This window comes from Allobosea sp. GW821-FHT09G06, assembly GCF_059416005.1.
Genome location: NZ_JBWKOI010000006.1, coordinates 89,392 through 115,783, shown reverse-complemented (window position 1 = coordinate 115,783; position 26,392 = coordinate 89,392). Strand labels below are relative to the sequence as shown.

The following is a 26,392-nucleotide window of genomic DNA, read 5'->3' as shown; positions in this document are numbered from 1 at the left end:
TTCATGACGCTCTCACGGCCGCCCGGTCGGCACGCCTTCCCTGATCTTCGCCGAGAACTGCGGATCGTCCAGCGAGAGCGTGCGCGCGTGGTCGCCGATGCGTGAGGCCCTGACCAGTTCCTCCAGCGGGATATCCTGCCGGATCGCGCCGATCTGCTGGAGATAGCCCGGCAGGTAGCCGGAGAGCAGCACCCGCGGATCGAGCGGCAGCGCGAATTTCCAGCCCGGCGCGACGCTGGAGACGAGGTGGTAGACCACCGTCGTGCAATTGGTCGTCAGCGTGTTGTACCAGCGCGGCTTGGCGGCGAGGTCGTTGATATCGACCATATACGCAAGCAGCAGATCGCGCGCCTGGGCGGCCGAGGCGCTAAGGCGGAACAGCCTTGCATCCTCGCGCCGCGCATGGGTGCGCAGGCCCACGATGTCGCGCTCGTCGGCGGCGACATAAGCCATCTCGTAGCTGCGGAAGAAGCCGGCCAGCGCTGACCAATCCTCGCCCTTCTCGCGCCGAACCTCGATCGAGAAGGTCAGCGGCACCGAATCCGAGAAGGTGAAGCTGACCAGCAGATGCGCGATCGCCTCGCCCGACCAATAGGTCAGGAAGACATCGGCGCCGGTGACGGCCGCGAGATTGTAGCGCCGCGTCTCCCAGCGCTGGTCGAAATCCTCTTCCGTGCGCCAGCGGAAATCCCGGAGATTGGACACGGTGATCGCATCGCCCTCGCGCGCGATGCTCGGCAGCTTCGCCAGCTCCGGAATCCAGTTCCGGTCATGCGAGGGCTGGAAGCTGCTCCACCATCCCAGCAGGCCAACGAAGACCATGGCGAAGCCCAGCGACAGGCGCGCGTCGCTCGTCCAGATACCGACGAGCCCGGCCAGAGCCGCGATGCCGAAGCCGATCGCGGCGATGACCGCGGTCGCGCCCGAGAGGCGGAACAGCAGGAAGCCAGCGCCCCAGAGCGCGGCACCGATAATGACGAGGGTGAGGAGAAGTTTCAGCACAACGAAAAAGAGGCGGCCCATGGCCGCCTCTCGTAGCACAATCCCGAAGGCTTGGTCTCAGGCCGCGAGCGAGCTCGTCGGCGCGGCCGCCTTCACGGCGTCATCGACATGGTCCTCGAACTTGGCGAAGTTCTTGGCGAACATCTCGACGAGGTTCTTGGCCGTCTCGGCGAAGGCGGCCTTATCGGCCCAGGTCTTCACGGGATAGAGGATGTGGGGCTCGACGCCGGGCACCGAGGTCGGCACTGCGAAACCGAAATAGGGATCCCGGCGGAAATCGGCGCGGTTGAGCGAGCCGTCGAGCGCCGAGGTGAGCAGGCGGCGGGTGACGCGGATCGGCATGCGCCGGCCGGTGCCGTATTTGCCGCCGGTCCAGCCGGTGTTCACCAGCCAGCAATCGACATGGTGCTTGGCGATGAAATCACGCAGCAGATTGGCGTATTCCGACGGGTGACGCGGCAGGAAGGGCGAGCCGAAGCAGGTCGAGAATTCCGGCTCGACGCCGGTCAGGCCGCGCTCCGTGCCGGCGACCTTGGCGGTGTAGCCGGAGAGGAAGTGATACATCGCCTCGGCCGGGGTCAGCTTGGCGATCGGCGGCATCACGCCGAAGGCGTCGGCGGTCAGCATCACGATGTTCTTCGGGATGCCGGCGCGACCGGTACGCGAGGCGTTGGGGATGAAGTCGAGCGGATAGGCCGAGCGGGTGTTCTCGGTCTTCGACTGGTCGTCGAAATCGACCTCGCGGGTGATCGGGTCCATGACGATGTTCTCGAGCACGGTGCCGAAGCGCAGCGAGGCCGCATGGATCATCGGCTCGGCCTCGGCTGAGAGGCGGATCGTCTTGGCGTAGCAGCCACCCTCGAAATTGAAGATGCCGTCCTTCGACCAGCCATGCTCGTCATCGCCGATCAGCGTGCGCTCGGGGTCGGCCGAGAGCGTGGTCTTGCCGGTGCCGGAGAGGCCGAAGAAGATCGCGGAATCGTCCTTCGCGCCGACATTGGCCGAGCAGTGCATCGGCACCACGCCCTTGGTCGGCAGCACGTAGTTCAGATAGGTGAAGACCGATTTCTTCATCTCGCCGGCATAAGCCGAGCCGCCGATCAGCACGATCTTGCGGGTGAAGTCGATGGCGACGACGGTCTCGCTGCGGCAGCCATGGCGCTTGGGATCGGCCTTGAAGCTCGGCAGATCGACGATCGTCATCTCCGGCACATAGGCGTTGATCTCGTCGCGCGGCGGGCGGATCAGCAGGTTGCGGATGAAGAGCGAGTGCCAGGCCATCTCGGTGAAGACGCGGGCCTTGACGCGATGCACGGGGTCGGCACCGCCATAGAGATCCTGCGCGAACAGCTCCTTGCCCTCGGCATGGGCCAGGAAGTCGGCCAGAAGCGTTTCGAAATGCTCTGGGCTCATCGCCTGGTTGTTCTCCCACCAGACGGTGTTCTCGGTCAGCGCGTCGCGCACCGTGAACTTGTCCTTGGGCGAACGGCCGGTATGGGTGCCGGTATCGGCGCAGAGCGCGCCGCCACGGGCGAGCTGGGATTCACCCCGGTCCAGCGACTCCTCATAGAGCTGCGGTGCTTCCAGGTTCCAGTGCACGGCCTTCAGCTTGCGGAAGCCGAAGCCCTCGGCGCCTTGGGCGGCATTGAACTGACCGATATTGTCCACTGAATTCCTCCGGAGGCCGGCCAGCTGTCGGCGGCCCGTTGTCTTCACGAATGCGCACGGGCCGGTGGCAGGGCTCGGGCGTCGAAGGCGAGGCCTAAAGGCTGCAGGGTCCGATTGCCCCTAGCAGCCTCTGGAGGCCACGAAGGTCTTTAAGGCGATGCGGCCCTTCGCTCAAGTCATTGAAAAGGCCCGATGACCTTAGGTAGGCTTCTAAATCGATTGAATTTTCGGCTGTGGTAAATGGCCGCGCGGGCCTGCCGCAGCCCGTCTCACGCGGATGTTTCGGTGTCACGCGGTCTTGGCGCGAGCCTTCGTCGCAAGCTCCGCCAGGGCGCGCCTGAGGCCGCCGGGGCCGTCGACCGAAGCCGGGAAGGGAAGGCGCAGCGCAGCACTGCCGAGCGCCATGTCGAGCCCGTCGGGATCGAGCCCGATGGCACGCCAGTCACCTGGCTTCGCTCCGAGCAGCCCCGTCGCATAGAGGCCGATCGCATCGGCATGGTCCTCGTTCATATGGGCGACGGCGCCGGCTTCCACCTCGGCGAGGGCGGCGGCATGGGCGGGATCGCTCAACAGGTCGGCCGGCGTCGGCGCGAAGGCGCGGGCGAAGCCGCCATTGAGGCTGGCGCCCTCGATATCGAGGGCGAAGAAGCTGAAATCGGGGAAGTCGGCATAGAGCGCCGATTTCGGCTGGCGCGCGAGATAGCGCCGGCGGATGCGGGCGCCGTCCTCGCTCTCGCGCTCGATCTTGCGGGCGCGGACCTTCAGCGTGATCCGGGCATGGGCGAGCGGGTCGCCCTTGCCGCCGGGCGAGATCAGCAGCGAAGCGCGCGGGTCACCGGCGATGTTGGCGGTGTGCGCGGCCAGCCCCGAGATCAGGATGATGGGAGTGCCGTCGATGTCGGTGGCGAGCCCAACGAGGCTCGCCGAGGGGTGGCCATCCGGACCGAGCGTGGCGAGCGCGGCGGAGCGGGCCTCTCGCAACAGGGCCTTGGCCTCCGCGCGGACCGCCTCGTCCATCGGCTGAATCACGTCTTTGGCGGCCTTGCTCATGGAACCTCACTGCGATTTCCGGCTTGTGATACGGGGTCATAGGCAAATCGCCACGCCCCGGCTAGATTGCCGCCATGCTTTGGCCCCTCTCGCGCGGGAGGGGAACCCTGTATTGCAACGAGAACAAGAGACGAAAGCCTTATGCCAACGATTGCGCTGGTCGATGACGACCGCAACATCCTGACATCGGTTTCGATCGCCCTCGAGGCCGAGGGCTATCGCATCATGACCTATACGGACGGTGCCTCGGCCCTTGACGGGCTGAAGCAGAACCCGCCCGACCTCGCGATCTTCGACATCAAGATGCCGCGCATGGACGGCATGGAGTTGTTGCGCCGCCTGCGGCAGAAATCCGACCTGCCGGTGATCTTCCTGACCTCGAAGGACGAGGAGATCGACGAGCTCTTCGGCCTGAAGATGGGCGCCGACGATTTCATCCGGAAGCCGTTCTCGCAGCGTCTGCTGGTCGAGCGCGTCAAGGCGATCCTGCGCCGCGCCGGTGCCAAGGATGCGACCGCCGCCCCCCGCACCGAGGATGCCAAGGCTCTGGAGCGCGGCCTGCTGCGTATGGATCCCGAGCGTCATACCTGCACCTGGAAGGGTGAGCCGGTGACGCTCACCGTCACCGAATTCCTGATCCTGCAGTCGCTGGCGCAGCGCCCGGGCGTGGTGAAGAGCCGCAACGCCCTGATGGACGCGGCCTATGACGACGAGGTCTATGTCGACGACCGCACCATCGACAGCCACATCAAGCGTCTGCGCAAGAAGTTCAATCAGGTCGATGCCGATTTCGACATGATCGAGACGCTCTACGGCGTGGGCTATCGCTTCAAGGAAACCTGAGGCAAGGAAGCCGGCGCGCGGCGGATTCGCTGCCGCCTTCATCCCGAGCGGGAAGCAAGCCGCAGCCATGGCAACCGTCGATAATGAGGCTAGAACGCCCGCGCCGCCTGCCGGCTGGCGCGCCGTTCTGCGTCGCCGTATCGGGATCGGCTGGCGGCGCATGGCGCGCGCGATCTCGCTGCGCGCCGCCTCGAGCCTGACCCGGCGCATCCTCGTCCTCAACCTTGGCGGCCTCGTCGCGCTGCTGATCGGCTTTCTCTATCTCAACCAGTTCCGCGAGGGGCTGATCGAGGCGCGCGTCCAGAGCCTTCTGACCCAGGGCGAGATCATCGCCGGTGCGATCGCCTCCTCGGCCACGGTCGAGATCGACACGATCACCATCGATCCCGACAAGCTGCTCCAGCTCCAGGCCGGCGAGAGCGCCGGCATCGCCGAGGACCCGCTCGATTTCTCGATCAATCCCGAGAAGGTCGCGCCGCTGCTGCGCCGGCTGGTGACGCCGACCAAGACCCGCGCGCGGGTCTACGACAAGGACGGCATGCTCACCATCGACTCGCGCAGCCTCTATTCGCGCGGCGACGTATTGCGCCTCGACCTGCCGCGCGTCGGCGAGCCCGACGAGCCGCCGCTGCTTGAGCGCACCTGGAACATGCTGCGCAACCGCCTGGGCAAGGCTGACGTCCCGACCTATGACGATTTCGAAAACGCCAACGGCAAGTCCTATCCGGAGGTCGCCCGCGCCCTGAACGGCGCGCCGGCGAGCGTGGTGCGCGTCAACACCCGCGGCCAGACCATCGTCTCGGTCGCCGTGCCCGTGCAGCGCTTCCGCACCGTGAAGGGCGCGCTGCTGCTCTCCACGCAAGGCGGCGACATCGATGCGGTGATCGCCTCCGAGCGCTTCGCGATCTTCCAGGTCTTCGCGGTCGCGGCCGGCGTTATGATCGTGCTCTCGATCCTGCTCGCCGGCACCATCGCCGAGCCGATCCGCAAGCTCTCGGAAGCAGCCCAGCGCGTCCGGCGCGGTGTGAAATCGCGCGAGCAGATTCCGGATTTCAGCAGCCGCCATGACGAGATCGGCCATTTGTCCGGCACGCTGCGCGACATGACCAAGGCGCTCTACAGCCGCATCGAGGCGATCGAGAGCTTCGCGGCTGATGTCGCCCATGAGCTCAAGAACCCGCTGACCTCGCTGCGAAGTGCCGTCGAGACCCTGCCGCGCGCCAAGACCGACGATGCCCGCGGCCGGTTGATGGCGGTGATCCAGCACGACGTCCGCCGGCTCGACCGGCTGATCTCGGATATTTCCGACGCATCGCGGCTCGATGCCGAGCTCGCGCGCAACGATTCCGCGCCGGTCGACGTGGCGCAGGTGCTTGGCGCCGTCGTGACGATCCAGAACGAGACGCGGCGCGAGGGCCAGCCGAAGATCGAATTGAGCAGCGACCGGCGCAGCCAGCGCCTCGGCGATGACGCCTTCCTCGTGCTCGGCCACGATTCCCGCATCGGCCAGGTCCTGGTCAACCTGATCGACAATGCCCGCTCCTTCTCGCCGGCCGACAAGCCGGTGAAGGTCATGCTCTCGCGCGTCGCCAACGACGTGCTCGTCACGGTCGAGGATGAGGGCCCGGGCATCGAGCCGCACGCTTTGGAACGCATCTTCGAGCGCTTCTACACCGACCGGCCCAACGAGGGCTTCGGCCAGAATTCGGGCCTCGGCCTGTCGATCTCCCGCCAGATCGTCGAGGCGCATCGCGGCTCGATCCGGGCCGAGAACCGCTTGGGGCCGATCGGCCCGGACGGCGAGCCGCAGCGCCTCGGTGCGCGCTTCATCGTCTGCCTGCCGGCGGCCTATGCCCATGCGGCCTGATGCCGGGGCGGCCGCGATGCCCGCGCACCAACGAACCCGCATCCACGCGACCGTCATCGCTGTCGGCGAGGCCGGCATCCTGATCCGCGGCGCCTCCGGCAGCGGCAAGTCGACGCTCGCGCTCGCGCTGATCACGCTCGCCGCGCAGGCGGGCCGTTTCGCCCGGCTCGTCGCCGACGACCGGGTGGAGTTGGCGGCGACGGGTGGGCGGCTGGTGGCACGTCCCGTCGCTCCCCTGGAGGGGATCATCGAGCGTCGCGGGCTCGGCCTCACGCCCGAGCCGCATACGGGAGCGGTCGTGATCCGGCTCATCGTCGATCTCTCGGCCGAGGAGCCGGCGCGCATGCCCGAGCCTGAGGACCTCGTCGACAGCCTAGCCGGCATTGATCTCCCGCGCCTGCGCATGACGGGCCGCGCGGGCGACGAGAGGCTTGCGTTGAACGCCTTGGACTTATTCACAGAGGCCGAGCGCTAACCACGATTTTGACAAGTTTGGCGGCTGACGGCTTGCGCATATCTCGCTCCTGCCGCATAAACCGCGACCTTGTCCGGGCGCTGACGGCGCTCTCCGGTGCTGGATTGAATGATCGGACTGGTCCTCGTGACGCATGGGCATCTGGCGACGGAGTTCCGCGCTGCGCTCGAACACGTCGTTGGCCCCCAAAAGAACCTCGCCACCATCGCCATCGCCCCCGATGACGACATGGAGAGCCGTCGGCGCGACATCATCGCGGCCGTCGAGCAGGTCGAGACCGACCGCGGCGTCATCATCCTCACCGACATGTTCGGCGGTACGCCCTCGAACCTGGCGATCTCGGTGATGGAGCCCGGCCGCATCGACGTCGTCGCCGGCGTCAACCTGCCGATGCTGATCAAGCTCGCCAGCGTGCGCGAGGAGAAGACCCTCGACGAAGCCGTGACCAGCGCGCAGGATGCGGGACGGAAATACATCACGGTCGCCAGCCGCGTGCTGGCCGGCAAGTAACCGCGCCGCGAGAGGGGCAGGATGGACGAAGACTGCGACTGCCCCGACGTCGAAATCCCCACCGGGGCCCTCTACGGCGAATTCCAGATCGTCAACAAGAAGGGCTTGCACGCCCGCGCCACCGCGAAATTCGTGCAATGCGCTGCCCGCTATGAGGCCGACATCACCGTGAGCCGCTGTGGCGAGACGGTCGGCGCCACCTCGATCATGGGTGTGCTGACGCTCGGCGCAGGCATCGGCTCGACCATCACCATCGTCGCCAAGGGAGCGGAGGCGAAGCCGGCGCTGGATGCCCTCGCGGCCCTGATCGCCGACAAGTTCGGCGAGGGCGAGTAGGCAGCCATGCCGGCGATCCTCGGCTGGGTTGAGGTTGCTGCCGGTCTTGTTTCGCTTTTGCTAGTCGGTTGGTTCTTCATCGAGCTTCTGCGCGGCCGGATATCATTGCGGCGCTTGCGTGGAAGCGGCTGGCTTTGACGCCTTCGATCCGGAGTCTATCAATCATATAAAGACATCTTTATATCTTTGATTGCCATTCGCTCTGCGCGCTGCTAGAGAGCGCGCCATCATTCAGGCTGAGCGATTGGAGCCACCCGTGTCGGATTACATCGTCAAGGACATCTCGCTTGCGGATTACGGCCGCAAGGAAATCAACATGGCCCAGGACGAGATGCCGGGCCTGATGGCGGTTCGCGCCGAGCATAAGGGCAAGAACCCCCTTAAGGGTGCCCGCATCGCCGGCTGCCTCCACATGACCATCCAGACCGCCGTGCTGATCGAGACCCTGAAGGATCTCGGCGCCGACGTGCGCTGGTCGTCCTGCAACATCTTCTCGACCCAGGACCATGCCGCTGCCGCGATCGCCGCGACCGGCACCCCCGTCTTCGCCATCAAGGGCGAGACGCTGGAGGAGTACTGGGAGTACGTGCTGAAGACCGCGACCTGGGGTGACGGCGGCACGCCGAACATGATCCTCGACGACGGCGGCGACCTGACCATGCTGATCATCCTCGGCGCCGAGGCCGAAGCCGGCAAGGCCGAGTTCTTGGGCAAGCCGGACAATGAGGAAGAGACGATCTTCTTCGCGCTGATCAAGCGTCAGCTCAAGGCCAATCCGGGCTGGTTCACCAAGACCCGCGCCGCCATCAAGGGCGTCTCCGAGGAGACCACCACCGGCGTGCACCGCCTCTACGAACTGGCCAAGGCCAGCCGCCTGCCGTTCCCGGCGATCAACGTCAACGACAGCGTCACCAAGTCGAAATTCGACAACCTCTATGGTTGCCGCGAGTCGCTGGTCGACGCCATCCGCCGCGGCACCGACGTCATGATGTCGGGCAAGGTCGCGGTCGTCGCCGGCTATGGCGACGTCGGCAAGGGCTCGGCCGCCTCGCTGCGCCAGGCCGGCTGCCGCGTGCTCGTCACCGAGATCGACCCGATCTGCGCCCTGCAGGCGGCGATGGAAGGCTACGAGGTCGTGACCATGGAAGACGCTGCCCCGCGCGGCGACATCTTCTGCACGGCGACCGGCAATCTCGACGTCATCACCGTCGACCACATGCGCGCGATGAAGCACCGCGCCATCGTCTGCAATATCGGCCATTTCGACTCGGAGATTCAGGTCGCCGGCCTGAAGAACTTCAAGTGGGACAACGTCAAGCCGCAGGTCGACGAGATCGAGTTCCCCGATGGCAAGCGCATCATCCTGCTCTCGGAAGGCCGCCTGGTGAACCTTGGCAACGCCACGGGCCACCCGTCCTTCGTGATGTCCTGCTCGTTCTCGAACCAGACGCTCGCCCAGATCGAGCTCTGGAACCACCACGCGAACTACCAGAACAACGTCTACACCCTGCCGAAGCATCTCGACGAGAAGGTCGCGGCGCTCCACCTCGCCAAGGTCGGCGCCAAGCTCACCAAGCTCAACGACGCTCAGGCCAAGTACATCGGCGTGCCGCAGGCCGGCCCGTTCAAGCCGGATCACTACCGCTACTGACAAGGCGCTCAGACGCTGCAATTGCAAGGCCCGGCATCCGCCGGGCCTTTTTTCATGGCTGTGCCTTCCGGGAATCACCTCTGTAGCCACTACAAATTGTGCCAACCGTTCTTTGTTGCCTCTAGAACTTGATGTTCTTCGGTCGACTATGCGCCCGTCCGGAAAAACGGACGATTTACGGGTCATTAAGCACTTCCTGACGGACTCCACCGATGATTAGAGTGGGACTGATTCGGCCGCCGCGATGCGCGGGCCGGAACGCAGCTCTGATGTGATTGGCGTGGTGGCGAGCGTGGATCGGCCCCTCCGGAGATGGCAGCCCTGCCAGCTCCCTCGGTCGATTCCGACGAGCCCGATGGACAAGGCGGCTCCTGCCGCCGGAGAGACGACGGAAGCGGAATGGCACGGGCGAGGCGACAGGGGCGAGATGGCGGCTGGCGTCCGCGCGCGTTGCTGCCCGGGCTGGCGGCCGCTTCGGCCACCGTTCCGACCATGGCGCGCAGCGAATGGCTGGCCCCTGTATCCTTCGATGCCGTGAGCTCGGGCGGACTGTCGCTGATCCTGGCGGGTTTGACCGTCTTCGCCACGACGACATCGCTGATCTATGTCCGCGAGCGGACACGCTGGCAGAAGCGCGAAGCCAAGCTGGCGGCCGATCTTGAGGCGGCACGCAGCCATCAGGAGCGGCTGTCGATCCTGCTCGCGGCCGACCCGCAGGTCGTGGTGAGCTGGAAGGGCCGCAATGCCGAGCCCATCTTCGAGGGCGATAGCGGTTTCCTCGGCGCACCCGGCACGGCGCTCGCATTGGCTTATGGCAGCTGGGCGCCGCCGGCCGATGCCAAGCGCCTCGAACTGGCGACGGATGCGCTCAAGGAGCGTGGCGAGGCGTTCAATATCACGCTGCGCAGCAAGTCCGGTCCCTTCATCGATGTCGAGGGACGTCCCGTTGCCGGGCGCGCGGTGATCCGCTTCCGCGAGGTCACGGGCGAGCGGGCGCAGGTCATGACTTTGCGCGGCGAGCTCGAGCGCGTCACGGCCGGCCATGCGGCGCTTTCCAGCCTGTTGGCCGGGCTGCCGCATCCGGCCTGGATGCGCAATGCCGATGGCCGCCTGACCTGGGTCAACGCTGCCTATGCCCGCGCCGTCGAGGCCGCTGACGCGACGACCGTCGTGAAGAGCGGGCTCGAATTGCTCGATCGCACCGAGCGCGACGCCGCCGGGCGGGCGCGGCGCGAAGGCGCGACCTTCGCCTTGCGGGCACCGGCCGTCGTCTCCGGACAGCGGCGCACGCTCGACATCATGGAATTGCCGACCGCCACCGGCTATGCCGGCTTCGCCATCGACATGAGCGAGCTGGAGGCGATCCGCGCCGATCTGCAGCGCCAGATGGATGCCCATGTCCGCACGCTCGACCGGCTCAAGACGGCGGTCGCTGTCTTCGATGGCGCGCAGCGTCTCGTCTATCGCAATTCCGGCTTCGACACGCTCTGGTCGCTGGAAGCAGGCTTCCTCGACGGTCAGCCGACCGATGGCGAAATCCTCGACAAGCTGCGCGCCGAGCGGCGCCTGCCCGAGCTTGGCGACTATCGCAGCTGGAAGGCGGCGGCGCAGGCGGCCTATACCGCGACGCGGGCCAGCGAGGACTGGTGGTATCTGCCGGACGGGCGCACCATCCATGTCGTCGCGAGTCCCAATCCACAGGGCGGCGTCACCTATCTCTACGACGACGTCACCGAACGCTTCACGCTGGAATCGCGCTTCAACGCCCTTTCTCGCACGCAGCGGGAGACCCTGGACTCACTGCGCGAGGGCGTGGCCGTGTTCGGTTCGGACGGCCGGCTGAAGCTATCCAACCCCGCCTTCGCCCAGTCTTGGCGTATCCAGGGCGGCGATCTCGCGGCGAGCGCCCCGCATATCGACGAGGTCATCCGGCTCTGCAAGCCGCTCTTCCCGCAGGACGAGGTCTGGAGCGAGTTGCACAGCGTCGTCACAGGCGTGCGCGATGCCCGCGAGGATTACAGCAGCCGCATGGAACGGCGCGACGGCACGGTGCTGGACATGGCCGCCGCCCCGCTGCCGGACGGCGCGACGCTGATCTCCTTCGCCGATGTCACGGCCAGCGTGAATGTCGAGCGGGCGTTGACCGAGAAGAACGACGCGCTTGAGACGATCTCGCGGCTGCGCGAGGATTTCGTCCATCACGTCTCCTACGAATTGCGCTCGCCGCTCACCAACATCATCGGCTTCGCGCAATTGCTCGGCACCGAGACGGTCGGCGCGCTCAACGAGAAGCAGCGCGACTACACCTCGCATATCGTCCGGTCGTCGGGCGCGCTGCTCGCCATCATCAACGACATTCTCGACCTCGCCACGATCGATAACGGCGCCCTGACGCTGGAGATCCAGGATGTCGATGTCGCCGACACCATCGCTCAGGCCGCGGCTGGATTGAACGATCGGCTGACGGACACGAAGCTCGATCTCAAGGTTGAGATCGACCCGCGCACCGGCCCGCTGCGTGCCGACGGCAAGCGCCTGCGGCAGGTGCTGTTCAATCTGCTTTCCAACGCCATCGGCTTCTCCACCGCCGGCCAGACCGTCACGGTGAGCGCCACGCGCACCGGCGGGGATATCCGGATCACCGTCGCCGATCAGGGCCGGGGTATCCCGGCCGAGGTCGTGGAAAAGGTGTTCGAGCGCTTCGAGAGCCATTCGCTCGGCTCCAGCCATCGCGGCGTCGGCCTGGGCCTCTCCATCGTCCGCTCCATCGTCGAACTGCATGGCGGCCATGTCGAACTCGATTCCGCGCCCGGCCGCGGCACGCGGGTGACGGCCGTTTTCCCGGCACAGGGCGTGCCACTCTCGGATGCCGCTGAATGACGGAAGAAGCCCGCAAGGCCGGCACGCACCGGCTTCTGCTGGCGGACGAGGCGGCGACGCTGCGCCTCGCCGCCGATATCGCCGCGATCCTCAAGCCCGGCGACATCGTCGCGCTCTCCGGCCATCTCGGCTCCGGCAAGTCGCTGCTGGCACGCGCCATCCTGCGCGAGCTTGCCCGCGATCCCGCGCTGGAGGCACCGAGCCCGACCTTCACGCTGGTCCAGAGCTACGAGACGGCGCAGGGCACGGTGCTGCATGCCGATCTCTACCGCGTGCGCTCGCCCGACGAACTCGACGATATCGGGCTGGTCGAGGATATCGATCGCCTGATCCTGCTGGTCGAGTGGCCGGACCGGGCCGGTTCGCGCCTGCCGGCTGCCCGGCGTCTCGACATCGTGCTCGACGTCGATCCCGACAATCCCGAGACCGGCCGCATCGCCGATCTCTCGGGCGGCGTGCTCTGGAAGCAGCGCGTGGCCATTGCGGTCGCGTCGCGCCGATTGGTCGACGCTGCCGGCTGGGGCGAGGCCCGCCGCGACTTCATGCTCGGCGATGCCTCGACGCGCGCCTATGAGCGCCTGACCCGGCCGACCGGCGAGACCGCGGTGCTGATGATCTCGCCGCCGCGCCCGGACGGCCCGCCGATCCGCCTCGGCAAGCCCTATAGCGCGCTCGCGCATCTCGCCGAGAATGTCGAGGCCTTCGTCGCGATGGATCGCGGCCTGCGCTCGCTCGGCTATTCAGCGCCGGAGATCCTCGCCGAGGACCTGACGACCGGTCTGCTCGTCATCGAGAATCTCGGCAACGAGGGCGTGATCGACGCCGAGCGCCGGCCGATCGCCGAGCGCTATGAGGCGGCGGCCCGGCTGCTCGCCGATCTCCACCGCCACACCTTGCCGGCGATCCTGCCGGTGGCCGAGGGGCGCGATCACGCCATCCCGGAATACGACCGCCAGGCCATGGCGATCGAAGCCGAATTGATCCTGGAATGGTATGCGCCGCATATCGCCGGGGTGACGCTGCCCGCCGTGACGCAGGCCGAGTTCGCGCGGATCTGGGGCAAGCTCTTCGACGAGATCCTCGCTCAGCCGGCAACCTGGACGATGCGCGACTATCATTCGCCGAACCTGATCTGGCTGGAAGGCCGCGAAGGCCATGCCAAGCTCGGCCTGATCGATTTTCAGGACGCGGTGCTCGGCCACCCTGCCTATGACCTCGCCTCGCTCGGGCAGGATGCGCGCGTCGATGTCCCGGCCTCGCTGGAACTGCGGCTGCTCGCGGCTTATGGGGCTGCGCGCCGGGCCGATACGCCGGATTTCGACCTTGCCGATTTCGCCCGCGCCTATGCGATCCTCGGCGCCCAGCGCAACACCAAGATCGCCGGCATCTTCGCGAGGCTCGACAAGCGCGACGGCAAGCCGGATTACCTGAAGCATCTGCCGCGCATCGAGGGCTATCTGCGCCGCAATCTCGATCACCCCGCCCTCGAAGAGCTGAAGGCCTGGTACCAGGCGCATATGCCGAAGCTGTTCGAGACCGAAGCGGCAGATTAAGCTCAAGCCAATCGACACGGAGATTCGCGTGACCACAACCGCTTCGCCGCCGATCCGCCGGGCGATCGTGCTGGCGGCCGGCCTCGGGCAGCGCATGCGCCCGATCACCGACACGCTGCCCAAGCCGCTGGTGAAGATCGGCGGCAAGACGATGCTCGACCATGCGCTCGACCGGCTGGCGGAGGCCGGCGTCGAGGAGGCGGTCGTGAATGTCCATCACCTCGCCGGGCAGGTCGAGGCGCATCTCGCCGGCCGGACGCGCCCGCGCATCACCATTTCGGACGAGCGCGGCGAATTGCTCGAAACCGGCGGCGGCGCCAAGAAGGCCCTGCCGCTGCTCGGCGACGGGCCGTTCTTCAGCGTCAATTCGGATTCGCTCTGGAGCGAGCGCGGCGTCTCCAATTTCGGCGCGATGGCCGCCGCCTGGAACGGCGAAACCATGGACATGCTATTGCTGCTGGCGGAGCGCGAGAGCAGCGTCGGCTTCAACGGCCCCGGTGATTTCTTCCGCGATGAGGCCGGCCGCCTGACGCGCCGGGGCGCGTCGGCGACCGCGCCTTACGTCTTTGCCGGCATCGGGATCGTGATGCCGGAGTTCTTCGCGGATACCCCGGCATCCTTCTCGTTCAACCTGCTCTTCGACCGCGCCATCGCGCGTGGGCGGCTTTCCGGCCATGTCCTCGAAGGCCGCTGGCTGCATGTCGACCGGCCGGAAGCGATTGCGCCGGCCGAGGCCGCCTTTGCCGCCGCCCAGCCGGTCGATGCCTGAGCTCAACCTGTTCAGCATTCCGGCCGGCGCACCTTTCCTGGAGGTGCTGGCGCAGGCGATGCTGGATGGGCGCTTGGGGCCGGTCCACGACCCCGCCGATCCCGCCGCGATGGCGCGGACGACGCTCTACCTGCCGACGCGCCGCGCCGCCCGCGCCTTCGCCGCGATCCTCGCTGGAAAGCTCGGCGGCAAGCCGCTGCTCCTGCCGCGCATCATCCCGCTCGGCGATGTCGACGAGGCCGAGACGGCGCTGATCGGCGCCGGCGCCTGGGCGGAGGAACGTGTCGCCCCGATCGCGCCGCTCGAACGCCGCATGCTGCTGACGCGGCTGGTCGATGCTTGGGGCCGCACTGCCAACCGCAAACACCTCCGGCTTGATCCGTCCGAGCCCGCGCTGGTGCCGGCGACGCTGGCGGAAGCCTATGGGCTTGCCGGCGACCTCGCGGCCCTGCTGGACCAGATGCAGACAGAGGGCGTCCCGGTCGAACGATTGGCTTCGCTCGATGCCGCTCGCTTCGACCGCGTCTGGCAGCTCAATGCCGGTTTCCTCGCCATTCTCGGCGAAGCCTGGCCCGGAATCCTGGCCGAGCGCGGGGCTTGCGACCCCGCCACCTTCCGCAACCGCATGCTCGCCGCCGAACGTGACAGGCTGCTCGCAGGCGGCGCGACGGGGCCGATCATCGCCGCAGGCTCGACAGGCACGGTGCCCGCAACCGCGCGCCTGCTCGCGGCCATCGCCCGCCTGCCGAACGGCGCCGTCGTCCTGCCCGGCATCGATCTCGGGCTGGAGCAACGTGCCTGGGATGCGATCGCGAGAGAGCCTGCCCCTTCGCATCCGCAAGCGGCCCTGCACCATCTCATGGACACGCTCGAAGCCGTCCGCGACGACGTGCGCGAGCTGTCGCAGCCCGATATTGCGCTTGGAGCGCGGGCCGCGCTGCTGCGCGAGGCGATGCTGCCCGCCTCGGTCACCGAACTCTGGTCCGATATCGGCGCGCGTGTCCCGGCCGCGATGGCGCTGGAGGCTCTCAAGGGCCTGCGCGTCGTCGAGGCTGCCGATGAGCGCGAGGAGGCGCTGGTCGTGGCCATTGCGCTTCGCGAGACATTGGAGCGGCCCGGCGCCCATGCGGCCCTGGTGACGCCTGATCGCGGCCTTGCCGAGCGCGTCGCCGTCGAGCTCAAGCGCTGGGGAGTCGAGGTCGACGATTCCGCCGGCCTGCCGCTCGGACGCTGGCCGGCCGGCTCGCTGCTGCGCCTGATCCTGGAGGCGGTGCTGGCCGAGATGGCGCCGATCGCGCTGGTGCCGCTCCTCGCGCATCCGCTCTGCCGTCTGGGGTTGAGCCGAGAGGCGCTGGCGCTGGGAGCCGCTGCGCTCGACATTGGGACATGGCGCGGCGAGGCCGTGGGCCGGGGCATGCCGGGCTTGGAAGCCGCGCTGGCGAACTGGGAGGCGATCCGCGAGAGCGGGCACGTTCCGCGGCCGCGCAAGCGGTTGAGCGCTGACGATCAGGCCGCCGCCGCGAAGGTGCTGCATGCGCTAGGCTCAGCGAGTGCCGCGTTGCGCGAGGCCTTCACTGCCGAGACGCCGTCATTGGCCACCGTCGTCACGGCGGCGCGCGCGACTGTTACCGCCTTCAGCCTGAGCGAGGCCGGCACGCCGCTCGCCTTCGTCGGGCCGGATGGCGAGGCGCTGGCCGGACTCTTCGACGAATTGGCCGGCGCCGAAGCGGTGATGCCGCCGGATGGCACGGCGCGGGATTTCGTCGCCATCCTCGACGGCCTGCTGGCGGAGACTGTGGTCAAGCGCGCGTCGCCGGGCTATCCGCGCGTCGCGATCTGGGGCCTGCTCGAAGCGCGCCTGCTTGAGGCCGACCATGTCGTGCTGGGCGGCCTGAACGAAACCGTCTGGCCGCCGCAGACCACGACCGACTCCTTCATCAACCGCCCGATGCGGGCCGAGCTCGGCCTCTCCCCGCCTGAGCGGCGCGCCGGCCAGACCGCGCATGATTTCGTCATGGCGGCGTTGGCGCGTGAGGTCACGCTGACGCGCCCGCGCAAGGCCGGCGAGGCGGAGACCATCGCCTCGCGCTTCTGGCAGCGCTTGCAGGCAGTTGCGCCGCAAACGGTCTGGGCGAAGGCTGTGGAGGAAGGGGCAAAGCTGCGGGCTTTGGCCGGCGTGCTCAGCGCCCCCGCTGACGCCAAGCCGATTGGTCGCCCGGCACCGTACCCTCCGCGCGACCTCCAGCCGCTGTCGCTCAGTGTCACCGAGGTCGAGACGCTCTATCGCGACCCCTACCAGATCCATGCCCGCAAGATCCTGAAGCTCGATGCGCTCGACGATCTCGTGGCGGACCCGACCGCGCAGGATCGCGGCAAGCTCTTGCACGGCATCGTCGAGGAGTTCACCACGACCTATCCCGAAGGCTTGCCGGCCGATGCGCTGGGCCAACTGATCGGCATCGGCGCCCGGCTCTTCCGCGCCTATGACGACGTGCCGGAGGTCAAGGCCTTCTGGTGGCCGCGCTTCCTGCTGACGGCCGGCCATTTCATCCGCTGGGAGGAAAACCGGCGCGCCGATATCGGCCGCATTGGCGTCGAGCTCTTCACGGCTGCAAGTTTCCCGCTTGCCGACGGCAGCGAATTCCGCCTGAGCGGCAAGGCCGACCGTATCGAACTGACGCGCACGCCTTCGCTGCGTATCGTCGATTTCAAGACCGGCGCCCCGCCCTCCAAGAAGCAGGTCGAAAAGGGCTTTGCCCCGCAATTGACGCTCGAAGCCGATCTGGCGGCGCGGGCCGGCTTCAAGGGGCTATCCGGCCCCTTGCCGGTCGATGACGTGCTCTATGTCAAGCTCCACCACGATCCCAGGGGATGGGGAGCGAGCACGCCGCTCAAGTTCGGCGACGAGTCCTTGGCCGATGTCGCCGCGCGCCATCTCGAACGCCTGCTCGAATATCTCGCTGCCTTGCGCTCCGGCCGCGAACCCTTCGTCTCGCGCCGCGCGCCCGACTATATCCGCTATGCCAGCCCCTATGATCACCTGGCGCGCGTCAAGGAATGGTCGGCCGCGCCCGGTGGGGACGAGGGGGGCGAGCCATGAAGCCGGGCTGGATCGTCCCGCCGCTGACCAACCAGCGCCAGGCGCAGGCCGCCGATCCCGGCCTCTCCGCCTGGGTCTCGGCCAATGCCGGCTCGGGCAAGACCCATGTGCTGGTCAATCGCGTGCTCAGGCTGCTGCTCGACGATGTCGCGCCCGGCCGCATGCTCTGCATCACCTATACCAAGGCCGCGGCCGCCAACATGGCGAACCGCATCTTCAAGGCGCTGAGTGCCTGGGCGACGCTCTCCGACGAGGCGCTTGGCCGTGCGTTGGCGAACCTCACCGGCCGCGCACCGGTCGCGGCCGAGCGCGCCAAGGCGCGCCGCCTCTTCGCACAGGCGCTGGAGACGCCGGGCGGCCTGCGCATCGAGACCATCCACGCCTTCTGCACCCGCGTTTTGCAGGCCGCGCCCTTCGAGGCCAATGTGCCGCCGCGTTTCGAGGTTGCCGACGATCTGGCCCAGGCTGAGATGCTGCGCGCCGCACGTCGCGAATTGCTCGCTCTCGTCGCGGCCGAACCGAACGGACCGGAGGCCCGGGCGCTCGACCTGCTCGCGAGGCTGGCCGCGCAGGACAGTTTCGAGACGATGTTCCAGGAGGCGCTGCGCCAGCGCGCCCTGTTCAGCGACGAGAACGGCCGGGCCCGCGATGCGGGCGCGGTGACCGCCGGCATCGCCGCCTTCCTCGGCATCGCGGCCGACCTGTCGGCTGAGGCGGTCAGGGCGCGCTTCCGCGCCGATCTCGCGACGCTGCCGGGATTGCACGCCCTGATTGAGGCACTGCATGCGGGCAGCCCCACGCGGCAAACCTTCGCGGCGAACCTGCGCACCTTGCTCGCCGGACAGGACGACGGCGATCCCGTCGGCTTCTGCCGGCGCGGCTTCATCACGGCCGAGGGCACGATCAACGCCAATATCCGCGGCAAGGGCAAATCCGAGTTCGACGGCGCCTTGCTGACGACGCTGGAGGAGCTCGCCGCCTGCTTGCTCGCCGCCGCCGAGCAGTTGAACGCGGTCGCGATCCGTGACCGCAGCGCCGCGCTCGCCCTGCTGGTGACGCGCATGCTTGCCTCCTATCAGCGACAGAAGAGCCTGCGCTCGCTGCTCGACTATGACGACCTGATCGCGCGCACGCGTTCGCTGCTGGAGCGGGTCGAGGCCGCCTGGGTGCTCTACAAGCTGGATGCCGGCATCGATCACATCCTGCTCGACGAGGCGCAGGACACCGGCGAGGCGCAATGGGCGATCCTGCGCAAGCTGGCGGAAGAGTTCACCAGCGGCGGCGATCTCCGGGCGAAGCCGCGCACCATCTTCGTCGTCGGCGACGAGAAGCAGTCGATCTACGGCTTCCAGGGCGCGGCGCCCGCCGCCTTCGGCGAGGAGCGCCGCGCGCTCGGCCAACGCATCCGGGCGGCGGAGCGGGATTTCGAGGCGATCAGCCTCAACACCTCCTTCCGCTCGGCGCCGGACATCATGCAGGCGGTTGATGCCGTCTTCGCCCTGCCGGACCATGCCCGCGGCCTCGTCTTCGACGGCGCGGCCCGGCCTGAAATCCACGACACCGTCCGTCGCAACGCACCCGGCACCGTCGATATCTGGCCGCTTGCCGCCAATGACACGGGCGAACCGCCCGATGCCTGGACCACGCCGGTCGACGCGCCGGAGCGGCGCAGCGGCACGGTGAAGCTCGCCGAGCGCATCGCCCGCACCTTGCAGCGCTGGCATCGCGATCGCCGTGACGATCTCGGCCATCCCTTCGCGGCGGGCGACGTCATGATCCTGCTGCGCCAGCGCGGCGCGCTGTTCGAGGCGATCGTCAAGGCGCTGAAGGATGCCGATGTCCCCGTCGCCGGCCGCGATCGCCTGACACTGGCCGAACACCCGGCGGTCGAGGATCTCGTCGTGCTCGGCCGCGCCCTGCTCCTGCCCGATGACGACCTGACGCTCGCGACCGCGCTCAAGACGCCTCTGATCGATCTCGACGACGACGATCTCCTGCGCCTCGCGCCGAACCGCAAGGGCTCGCTGCGCGCTGCCTTGCAGGAGGCTGCGGTGGGCGAGCCTCGCTATGCCGCTGCCGAGGCGAAGTTGGTTCGCTGGATGCAGCAGGCCGGACGGCAGGGCCCGTTCCGCTTCTTCGCCGATCTGCTCGGCCCCGGTGGTGGGCGCAATCTCGCGCTCGCCCGGCTCGGTGCCGAGGCGGGCGATGCGCTCGACGCCTTCCTCAACGCCGCACTCGACCATGAGCGCCGCTATGGTCCCTCGCTCTCCGGCTTCCTCCAGCATGTCGCTGGCAGCGCCGCCGATGTGAAGCGCGATCTCTCGGCCAGTGCCGGCGAGGTCCGCGTCATGACCGTGCATGGCTCGAAGGGACTGGAGGCGAAGATCGTCATCCTCGCCGATCTCGGCGTCGAACCCGGCGCGCGGCGCCTGCCGAAAATCCTGGCCGTGCCCACGCCATCAGGCGATCTCGTGCCGCTCTGGCCGCCGGCCTCCGCCGAGGATGTTCAGGCCACTGCCGCAGCGAAAGCCGTGGTGGTCGCGCAGATAGTCGAGGAGCATCATCGCCTGCTCTATGTCGCGATGACCCGCGCGGAGGATCGCCTGATCGTCTGCGGCGCTCAAGCCAAGGGCGAGGCCCCGCACGGAAGCTGGTACGCGATGATCGAGCAGGGGCTGATGCAGTCGGAGGCCGGCCTGAAGCAGCTCGGCGAGGGCGACGAGGCAACGCTGCGTTTCATGGTCTCGGCGCCAACACTGGCCGAGCAGGAGACCGACCATAGGGACAAGGAGGCCGTTTCGGTCTCCGTGCCGCATTGGCTGGGCAAGCGCGTCCCGCGCGAGGCCGAGCCCTTGCCGCCGCTGAAACCGTCGAGCGCATTGACTGCCGCCGATGGCGAGGAGCGGCCTGGTGACGGTCCCTTTCTCGCCGAAGCGGCGGCGGCAGGCCGGCTGGCGCATCTTCTTCTGCAAATCCTGCCGAGCGTTCCCGAGGCACGCCGCCTCACGACGGCGGAAGCTCTGGCGGAAGCGCGCGGCGGAGCCTTGCGGCCCGAGCGGCGCGCAACCATCGTCGCTGATGCCCTGCAATTGCTGGCAGCGCCTGCCTTGGCCGAGCTGTTCGCTCCGGACGCTCTCGCCGAGGTTCCCGTCGCCGGCTCGATCCGTATGCCGGATGGCGAGTTGCGCGCCGTATCCGGGCGCATCGACCGGCTGGCGGTCACGCCGGAGAGCGTCGTCGTCGCCGATTTCAAGACCACGGCCCGTCCACCGCAGGCAATCGGTGCGATCCCCGTCACGACCATCGCCCAGCTCGCCGCCTATGCCGCGCTGATGCGGGAGATCTATCCCGGCCGGCAGGTGCGGGCTTTGGCGATCTACACGGCGAGCCTGGCCTGTTTCGAATTGGAGCCGGGCCGGCTCGACGCGGCGCTCGCCGCGCTGGCGGTCGATGAGGGCGCCGGCACCGTTGAGGAAGCGCCCACGCCATGAGATTCGTGCCGCATTCCCTGTCCCTGCGCCCGCGCCTGCTGATCGCCCTCGTCGCCGGGGCGGTGCTGACCCTGCTGCTGCCCAGCAACTGGCGCTGGGCGACGCGGCTGCTGGTCGCCTGGGATGCCGGCGCGATCCTTTATCTCGGCCTGCTGGCGACGACGATGTTCACCGAGACTGTCGACCAGATTCGGGCGCGGGCGGAGAAGCAGGATGAGGGCGCCGTCGCCATCCTCGTCATCTCCTGCCTCGCCGCGAGCGCGAGCCTCGCCGCCATCGTGGTCCAGCTCACCGGGATCGACGCCTTGCCGGCGGGCGAGCGCGGCATCCATCTCGCGCTCGGCGGCGTCACGATCCTGTGTTCCTGGACGCTGCTGCACGCCTTCTTCACGCTGCACTATGCCGGCATCTATTATCGCGGCGGCAAGGCCGAGCCCTGTCTCGACTTTCCCGGCAAGACCGATCCCAACTATGTCGATTTCCTGTATTTCTCCTACACGATCGGCTGCACCTCGCAGACCTCCGATATCGGCGTCACCACCCGTCAGGCGCGCGGCATCGTGCTGGCGCATTCGGTGCTGACCTTCATCTTCAACACCTCGATCCTGGCGATGGCGATCAATGTCGGCGCCAGCCTGGTCTCGGGCGGGTCGTGACGCGCCGGCTTCACCTCAGCCTTGCAATGCACGCGCCTTGACCCGGGGGGCCGGCGTTCATAGCTTCGCTGGCGAAGGGTGGCATTGCCTCCCATTGAAACCGAAAGGCGGCCAGTCATGGCAACGAGCAAGGTAACCGACGCGAGCTTCGAGGCCGACGTCCTCAAGTCGTCCGAGCCGGTCGTGGTGGATTTCTGGGCGGAATGGTGCGGCCCCTGCCGCATGATCGGCCCGGCGCTCGAGGAAATCGCGACCGAGCTCAACGGCAAGGTCAAGATCGTCAAGATGAACGTCGACGAGAATCAGCAGATCCCGGCCCAGTTCGGCATCCGCTCGATCCCGACGCTGATGCTCTTCAAGGACGGCAAGCTCGCCTCCCAGAAGGTCGGCGCTGCCCCCAAGAGCGATCTTTCGCGCTGGATCTCCGCGGCCGTCTGATTCGCTCGGATCAGGTATGAAAAAGGCCCGCTTCCGATGAGGAAGCGGGCCTTTTGTCTTTTATGCGCCGTCGAAGGTCAGTTCTTGCGGGAATCGAGCGCGAAGGCGCCCGGGCCGGCGGTCGCGATGTAAAGGAAGATGAAGCAGAACAGCATCGCCGCCTCGCCGCCGTTCAGCAGCGGGTAGAAGCCCTTCGAGCCATGCGCCATCCAGTAAGCCACAGCCATCAGGCCGGAGAGGACGAAGGCGGCCGGGCGGGTGAAGAAGCCGACGAGGACGAGCGCGCCGCCGACGATCTCCAGCACGCCGGCGGTCCAGGGCAGGCTCATCGCAGCGGGCAGACCCCAGGACGGAGCAGCCGGGAAGCCGAACAGCTTCTGCGTGCCGTGCGAGATGAAGCTCAGCGCCGCGAAGATGCGAAGCAGGCCGAGAGCATAGGGCTGGAAGCGCGACAGAAACTGCATGCGGTGGTCCTTGGTTGCGGATAGCTGCGGAAGGCTCGGGTGTTCCAGCTTCGGGTTCTAGGCGAGCCCCCTGATTTTGCGCAATATCCCGGTTGATGACGTTTGCGTTTGCGTGTTTGCAAGTTCGATCACGTTTGCGCGACGGCTGTGATCGCTGTGCCGCATTGCACGCTTTACGAACCCTTAAAAGCGCCATGTTTGAATCCTGTGTGACCTGACCGCATCGCGAGGCGGCTTGGCGGCCGAAAACGGGGCAGGATGAACGACCGGATTGCACGAGGCGAGCGGCGCGAGCCCTCCTTTGGTTATGAACGTGACGAGCGTCACGTGGACGGTGACATGCGCCTTTCTCCAGACGATCGCCCGACCCGCTTCCGCAACGCTCCGGCCCAGCCCGAGCCGAGCCGGCAGCTCCGCAATCCGCCGAAGCGCGACAAGCGTGGCGGCGGTGGGGGTGGGGGCGGCAAGCGCCGCGGCCGGCGTGGCCGCCGCTCGTTCCTGGGGGGCCTGTTCTATTGGTCGATGGTGCTCGGCCTCTGGTGCCTCATCGGCGTCGGCGGGGTCGTCGCCTATCACGCCTCGCAATTGCCGCCGATCGACCAGCTCACCGTGCCGAAGCGACCGCCGAACATCGCGATCCTCGCGGCTGACGGCTCGCTGCTCGCCAATCGCGGCGAGACCGGCGGGCGTACCATCACGATCGGCGAGGTGCCGCCCTATCTGCCGCGCGCCTTCGTCGCGATCGAGGACAAGCGCTTCTACGAGCATTTCGGCATCGATCCGATCGGCATCACCCGCGCGCTCGTCACCAACCTGCGTGGGCGCGGCGTAGCGCAGGGCGGCTCGACGCTGACCCAGCAGCTCGCCAAGAACCTTTTCCTGACGCAGGAGCGCACGGCGGCCCGCAAGATCCAGGAGGCGATCCTGGCGCTCTGGCTGGAGCGCACCTACACCAAGGACCAGATCCTCGAGCTCTATCTCAACCGCGTCTATTTCGGCTCCGGCGCCTATGGCGTCGAGGCGGCCGCGCAGCGCTATTTCAACAAGTCGGCGCGCTCGGTGACGATCGCCGAAGCCGCCATGCTGGCCGGTCTCGTCCAGGCCCCGTCGCGGCTCGCGCCCAACCGCAATCCCGATCTGGCCGAGAAGCGTGCCCAGCTCGTCGTCGCCGCGATGGCTGATCAGGGCTTCATCACGCAGGCCGCGGCCAAGAGCGCGCTGACGACGCCGGCCGAGGTGCCCGAGCGCGTCGGTGCCGGCTCGGTGAACTACGCCGCCGACTATGTCATGGACGTGCTCGACGATTTCATCGGCGCGGTCGAAGGCGATGTCACCGTCCTGACCTCGATCGACTCGAAGTTGCAGGCCGCGGCCGAGACGACGCTGGTCGATGCGCTCTCCGCGCAGGGCGCCAAGCTGAACGCGTCGCAGGGCGCGGTCGTCTCGCTCGCGCCGGATGGCGCGATCCGGGCGCTGATTGGTGGCCGCGACTACACCAAGAGCCAGTTCAACCGCGCCACGGCGGCGCGCCGCCAGCCGGGCTCCTCGTTCAAGCCCTTCGTCTATCTGACCGCGCTCGAGAAGGGCATGACGCCCGACACCATCCGCGACGACGCCCCGGTCTCGATCAAGGGCTGGGAGCCGGAGAACTATTCGCGCAACTATCGCGGCCCGGTGACGCTGGCGACCGCGATGCAGCACTCGCTCAATACGGTGGCCGCCCGGCTGATCCAGGAGGTGACGCCCAAGGAGGTCATCCGCACCGCCCAGCGCCTCGGCATCACCTCGGCCCTGCAGCCGAACCTGTCGCTGGCGCTCGGCACCTCGGAGGTGACGCCGCTGGAGATGACGGCCGCCTATGCGACGTTCGCCAATGGCGGCCAGTCGGTGCTGCCCTATGTCATCCGCGAGGTGCGCCAGACCAATGGCAAGGTCGTCTATGCCCGCAAGGCCGCGAATCTCGGCCCGGTCATCCAGCCGCAGAACCTCGCCATGATCAACACCATGTTCAACGGCGTCATGAACGGCGGCACCGGCAGCAAGTTCAACATCCCGGGTTGGCAGGTCGGCGGCAAGTCCGGCACGACGCAGGATTACGGCGACGCCTGGTTCGTCGGCTTCACCGCCAAGCTCGTCACGGCCGTCTGGGTCGGCAACGACGACAATTCGAAGATGAAGCGCGTCACCGGCGCCGGCCTACCCGGCGAAATCTGGGGCAAGTACATGAAGGCGGCCCATGCGGGAGCGCAGCCCTTGCCGTTGCCGGGCGGCCTCTGGCAGGGCGCGCCGAAGACGATCAGCGATGGCGCGCCGGTGGCGGATGCCCGTCAGCCAGAGGCGCCGCCGCCGACCAGCGATCGCGCCTGGGTGCCTCCGCGGCCGCAGGAGAAGAACTTCTTCGAGCGGCTCTTCGGCGGCTGAGGCTCTAAACCTTCGCCGACCGGATACCGCGCGTCGCGCGGAACAGGACGAGCGCGGTCACGCCCAGCGCCGACATCACCAGCGGCAGGGGCAGCGCGGCGTTCTTGAGCAGGTGTCCGACGAGCAACCCGACGCAGGCCGAGAGCAACATCTGGCAGAGCCCGTTGAAGGAGGAGGCCGCGCCCGCCCGGTCCGGGAAGGGCATCATCGCCGACGCCTGGGCCTGCGGCATGGTCAGCCCGACGCCGCAGGCATAAAGCGCCATCGGCACGACGACGCCGGCCGCGCCGCCGAAGCCGGTGAGCACGCCGACCAGCATCGCAAGTCCGCCGCCGGCCAGGCAGGCGACGCCGATGGCGATGACCCCGTCCATGCCGCGCCGCCCGACGAGACGCTGCGCGATGATCGTGCCCAAGATGTAGCCGAGCACGCCGAAGCCGAAGGAGAACCCGTACGCGATCGGCGTTAGCCCGTAGACGCCGATCAGCACGAAGGACGAGCCCGAGATGAAGGCGAAGAGCCCGGCATAGGCGAGTGCCGTCAGCGCGACATAAACGCGGAAGGCGCGGTTATGCAGCAGGGTACCGAAACCCCGGAAGATGCTGGCGAGGGAAAGCGGCTGCGGCGAGCGCGCCCGCAGCGTTTCCGGCATCACCGTGACGATGACGATGGCGAGCGCCAGCCCGAAGGCGAGTGAGGCGAGGAAGGTCGAGCGCCAGCCGAAGGCGACCTGAAGCACGCCGCCGATTACCGGCGCGATCGCCGGGACCAGCCCCATGATCATGCCCATGCGCGCGAGTTCGCGCCCGGCGCGCACCCCGTCATAGAGGTCGCGCACCATGGCGCGGCCGAGCACGATCGGCCCGGAGGCGCCGAGCGCCTGGAAGGCCCGCGCCAGCGTCAGGGCCTCGATCGAGGGCGCGAAGGCGCAGGCCAGTGTCGCAAGCCCGAACAGGGCGAGCCCGGCGAGCAGGACGGGCTTGCGCCCCAGCCGGTCCGAGAGCGGCCCCCAGAAGATCTGCCCGGCCGCGAACCCGAACAGGAAGGAGGAGAGTGTCGCCTGTGCACCCGCGACATCGGTCTGCATCACCCGCGCGATCTCGGGTAGGGAGGGCAGGTAGAAATCGGTCGAAAGGGGCCCGAGTGCCGTCAGCATGGCGAGGACGGCGGTCATCGCCAGCGTATCGGGACGAAGCGTCATGCAGGGCCTCCGGCGCG

Annotated in this window: 20 protein-coding genes; 15 read left to right on the top strand and 5 right to left on the bottom strand. The window is 67.8% G+C overall.

The features are described 5' to 3' along the window. Positions 1-12: 12 nt before the first annotated feature. The 3 genes from AC07NY_RS23590 to AC07NY_RS23580 form a co-directional block, all read right to left on the bottom strand. Positions 13-1,023, bottom strand: coding sequence for an Lnb N-terminal periplasmic domain-containing protein (locus tag AC07NY_RS23590; protein WP_494585833.1), 1,011 nt, complete (start codon positions 1,021-1,023; stop codon positions 13-15). Between the two features lie 36 nt (positions 1,024-1,059). Beyond that, the gene (locus AC07NY_RS23585; protein ID WP_492286824.1) at positions 1,060-2,670 is read right to left on the bottom strand and encodes a phosphoenolpyruvate carboxykinase; all 1,611 of its coding nucleotides are present in this window, start codon (positions 2,668-2,670) and stop codon (positions 1,060-1,062) included. A 288-nt stretch (positions 2,671-2,958) separates the two neighbouring features. Continuing rightward, positions 2,959-3,720 (bottom strand): HugZ family pyridoxamine 5'-phosphate oxidase, encoded by a 762-nt coding sequence (locus tag AC07NY_RS23580; protein WP_494585832.1) that lies wholly within the window; start codon positions 3,718-3,720, stop codon positions 2,959-2,961. Positions 3,721-3,861: 141 nt separating this feature from the next. Between AC07NY_RS23580 and AC07NY_RS23575 the strand changes: the two genes are divergently transcribed. The 14 genes from AC07NY_RS23575 to trxA all read left to right on the top strand — a co-directional run bounded on the left by AC07NY_RS23575 (position 3,862) and on the right by trxA (position 22,289). Continuing rightward, positions 3,862-4,563, top strand: coding sequence for a response regulator (locus tag AC07NY_RS23575; protein ID WP_492286822.1), 702 nt, complete (start codon positions 3,862-3,864; stop codon positions 4,561-4,563). A gap of 67 nt (positions 4,564-4,630) precedes the next feature. Next, on the top strand, positions 4,631-6,430 hold the full coding sequence (locus tag AC07NY_RS23570; protein ID WP_492286821.1) for a stimulus-sensing domain-containing protein: 1,800 nt from the start codon (positions 4,631-4,633) through the stop codon (positions 6,428-6,430). Next, entirely contained in the window at positions 6,420-6,905 is a 486-nt protein-coding gene (locus tag AC07NY_RS23565) for an HPr kinase/phosphorylase (protein ID WP_494585831.1), read from the top strand. The genes AC07NY_RS23570 and AC07NY_RS23565 overlap by 11 nt, the downstream gene beginning before the upstream one ends. A gap of 108 nt (positions 6,906-7,013) precedes the next feature. Further along, positions 7,014-7,415, top strand: coding sequence for a PTS sugar transporter subunit IIA (locus AC07NY_RS23560; RefSeq protein WP_061971766.1), 402 nt, complete (start codon positions 7,014-7,016; stop codon positions 7,413-7,415). A gap of 21 nt (positions 7,416-7,436) precedes the next feature. Further along, positions 7,437-7,751 carry an HPr family phosphocarrier protein gene (locus tag AC07NY_RS23555; protein WP_492286818.1) on the top strand — a complete coding sequence of 105 codons (315 nt, stop codon included), beginning with the start codon at positions 7,437-7,439 and terminating at the stop codon, positions 7,749-7,751. A gap of 6 nt (positions 7,752-7,757) precedes the next feature. Continuing rightward, entirely contained in the window at positions 7,758-7,889 is a 132-nt protein-coding gene (locus AC07NY_RS23550; protein WP_492286817.1) for a hypothetical protein, read from the top strand. A 106-nt stretch (positions 7,890-7,995) separates the two neighbouring features. Beyond that, positions 7,996-9,402, top strand: coding sequence for an adenosylhomocysteinase (gene ahcY / locus AC07NY_RS23545; protein ID WP_494585830.1), 1,407 nt, complete (start codon positions 7,996-7,998; stop codon positions 9,400-9,402). A 399-nt stretch (positions 9,403-9,801) separates the two neighbouring features. Further along, a complete protein-coding gene (locus tag AC07NY_RS23540; RefSeq protein WP_494585829.1) occupies positions 9,802-12,282 on the top strand; it encodes an ATP-binding protein in 2,481 nt (826 codons plus the stop codon). Next, positions 12,279-13,835, top strand: a complete 1,557-nt coding sequence (tsaE, locus tag AC07NY_RS23535; protein ID WP_494585828.1) for a tRNA (adenosine(37)-N6)-threonylcarbamoyltransferase complex ATPase subunit type 1 TsaE — start codon at positions 12,279-12,281, stop codon at positions 13,833-13,835. Before AC07NY_RS23540 ends, tsaE begins: the two co-directional genes overlap by 4 nt. Before the next feature lie 28 nt (positions 13,836-13,863). Next, complete coding sequence (locus AC07NY_RS23530; protein WP_494585827.1) at positions 13,864-14,604, top strand: nucleotidyltransferase family protein; 741 nt, start codon at positions 13,864-13,866, stop codon at positions 14,602-14,604. Beyond that, on the top strand, positions 14,597-17,704 hold the full coding sequence (addB, locus tag AC07NY_RS23525) for a double-strand break repair protein AddB (protein ID WP_494585826.1): 3,108 nt from the start codon (positions 14,597-14,599) through the stop codon (positions 17,702-17,704). Before AC07NY_RS23530 ends, addB begins: the two co-directional genes overlap by 8 nt. Then, positions 17,701-21,195, top strand: coding sequence for a double-strand break repair helicase AddA (gene addA, locus AC07NY_RS23520; RefSeq protein ID WP_494585825.1), 3,495 nt, complete (start codon positions 17,701-17,703; stop codon positions 21,193-21,195). Before addB ends, addA begins: the two co-directional genes overlap by 4 nt. Further along, a complete protein-coding gene (locus AC07NY_RS23515; RefSeq protein ID WP_494585824.1) occupies positions 21,192-21,851 on the top strand; it encodes a DUF1345 domain-containing protein in 660 nt (219 codons plus the stop codon). The genes addA and AC07NY_RS23515 overlap by 4 nt, the downstream gene beginning before the upstream one ends. A gap of 117 nt (positions 21,852-21,968) precedes the next feature. After that, positions 21,969-22,289 (top strand): thioredoxin, encoded by a 321-nt coding sequence (gene trxA, locus AC07NY_RS23510; RefSeq protein WP_291656956.1) that lies wholly within the window; start codon positions 21,969-21,971, stop codon positions 22,287-22,289. A 77-nt stretch (positions 22,290-22,366) separates the two neighbouring features. Here the strand turns inward: trxA and AC07NY_RS23505 are convergent, their stop codons facing one another. After that, a complete protein-coding gene (locus tag AC07NY_RS23505; RefSeq protein WP_257734381.1) occupies positions 22,367-22,753 on the bottom strand; it encodes a DoxX family protein in 387 nt (128 codons plus the stop codon). A gap of 258 nt (positions 22,754-23,011) precedes the next feature. On the opposite strand from AC07NY_RS23505, the gene AC07NY_RS23500 reads away from it, so the two are divergent. Continuing rightward, the gene (locus tag AC07NY_RS23500; RefSeq protein ID WP_494585823.1) at positions 23,012-25,174 is read left to right on the top strand and encodes a transglycosylase domain-containing protein; all 2,163 of its coding nucleotides are present in this window, start codon (positions 23,012-23,014) and stop codon (positions 25,172-25,174) included. A gap of 4 nt (positions 25,175-25,178) precedes the next feature. Here the strand turns inward: AC07NY_RS23500 and AC07NY_RS23495 are convergent, their stop codons facing one another. Next, positions 25,179-26,375 (bottom strand): multidrug effflux MFS transporter, encoded by a 1,197-nt coding sequence (locus AC07NY_RS23495; RefSeq protein ID WP_494585822.1) that lies wholly within the window; start codon positions 26,373-26,375, stop codon positions 25,179-25,181. Between the last annotated feature and the right edge of the window lie 17 nt (positions 26,376-26,392).

Bases quoted from the DNA above. Each gene is read 5' to 3' on its own strand.
- AC07NY_RS23590 (WP_494585833.1), bottom strand. From the start codon at position 1,023: ATGGGCCGCCTCTTTTTCGTTGTGCTGAAACTTCTCCTCACCCTCGTC.
- AC07NY_RS23580 (WP_494585832.1), bottom strand. From the start codon at position 3,720: ATGAGCAAGGCCGCCAAAGACGTGATTCAGCCGATGGACGAGGCGGTC.
- AC07NY_RS23575 (WP_492286822.1), top strand. From the start codon at position 3,862: ATGCCAACGATTGCGCTGGTCGATGACGACCGCAACATCCTGACATCG.
- AC07NY_RS23570 (WP_492286821.1), top strand. From the start codon at position 4,631: ATGGCAACCGTCGATAATGAGGCTAGAACGCCCGCGCCGCCTGCCGGC.
- AC07NY_RS23565 (WP_494585831.1), top strand. From the start codon at position 6,420: ATGCGGCCTGATGCCGGGGCGGCCGCGATGCCCGCGCACCAACGAACC.
- AC07NY_RS23560 (WP_061971766.1), top strand. From the start codon at position 7,014: ATGATCGGACTGGTCCTCGTGACGCATGGGCATCTGGCGACGGAGTTC.
- AC07NY_RS23555 (WP_492286818.1), top strand. From the start codon at position 7,437: ATGGACGAAGACTGCGACTGCCCCGACGTCGAAATCCCCACCGGGGCC.
- AC07NY_RS23550 (WP_492286817.1), top strand. From the start codon at position 7,758: ATGCCGGCGATCCTCGGCTGGGTTGAGGTTGCTGCCGGTCTTGTTTCG.
- AC07NY_RS23540 (WP_494585829.1), top strand. From the start codon at position 9,802: ATGGCACGGGCGAGGCGACAGGGGCGAGATGGCGGCTGGCGTCCGCGC.
- tsaE (WP_494585828.1), top strand. From the start codon at position 12,279: ATGACGGAAGAAGCCCGCAAGGCCGGCACGCACCGGCTTCTGCTGGCG.
- addB (WP_494585826.1), top strand. From the start codon at position 14,597: ATGCCTGAGCTCAACCTGTTCAGCATTCCGGCCGGCGCACCTTTCCTG.
- addA (WP_494585825.1), top strand. From the start codon at position 17,701: ATGAAGCCGGGCTGGATCGTCCCGCCGCTGACCAACCAGCGCCAGGCG.
- AC07NY_RS23515 (WP_494585824.1), top strand. From the start codon at position 21,192: ATGAGATTCGTGCCGCATTCCCTGTCCCTGCGCCCGCGCCTGCTGATC.
- trxA (WP_291656956.1), top strand. From the start codon at position 21,969: ATGGCAACGAGCAAGGTAACCGACGCGAGCTTCGAGGCCGACGTCCTC.
- AC07NY_RS23505 (WP_257734381.1), bottom strand. From the start codon at position 22,753: ATGCAGTTTCTGTCGCGCTTCCAGCCCTATGCTCTCGGCCTGCTTCGC.
- AC07NY_RS23500 (WP_494585823.1), top strand. From the start codon at position 23,012: ATGAACGACCGGATTGCACGAGGCGAGCGGCGCGAGCCCTCCTTTGGT.
- AC07NY_RS23495 (WP_494585822.1), bottom strand. From the start codon at position 26,375: ATGACGCTTCGTCCCGATACGCTGGCGATGACCGCCGTCCTCGCCATG.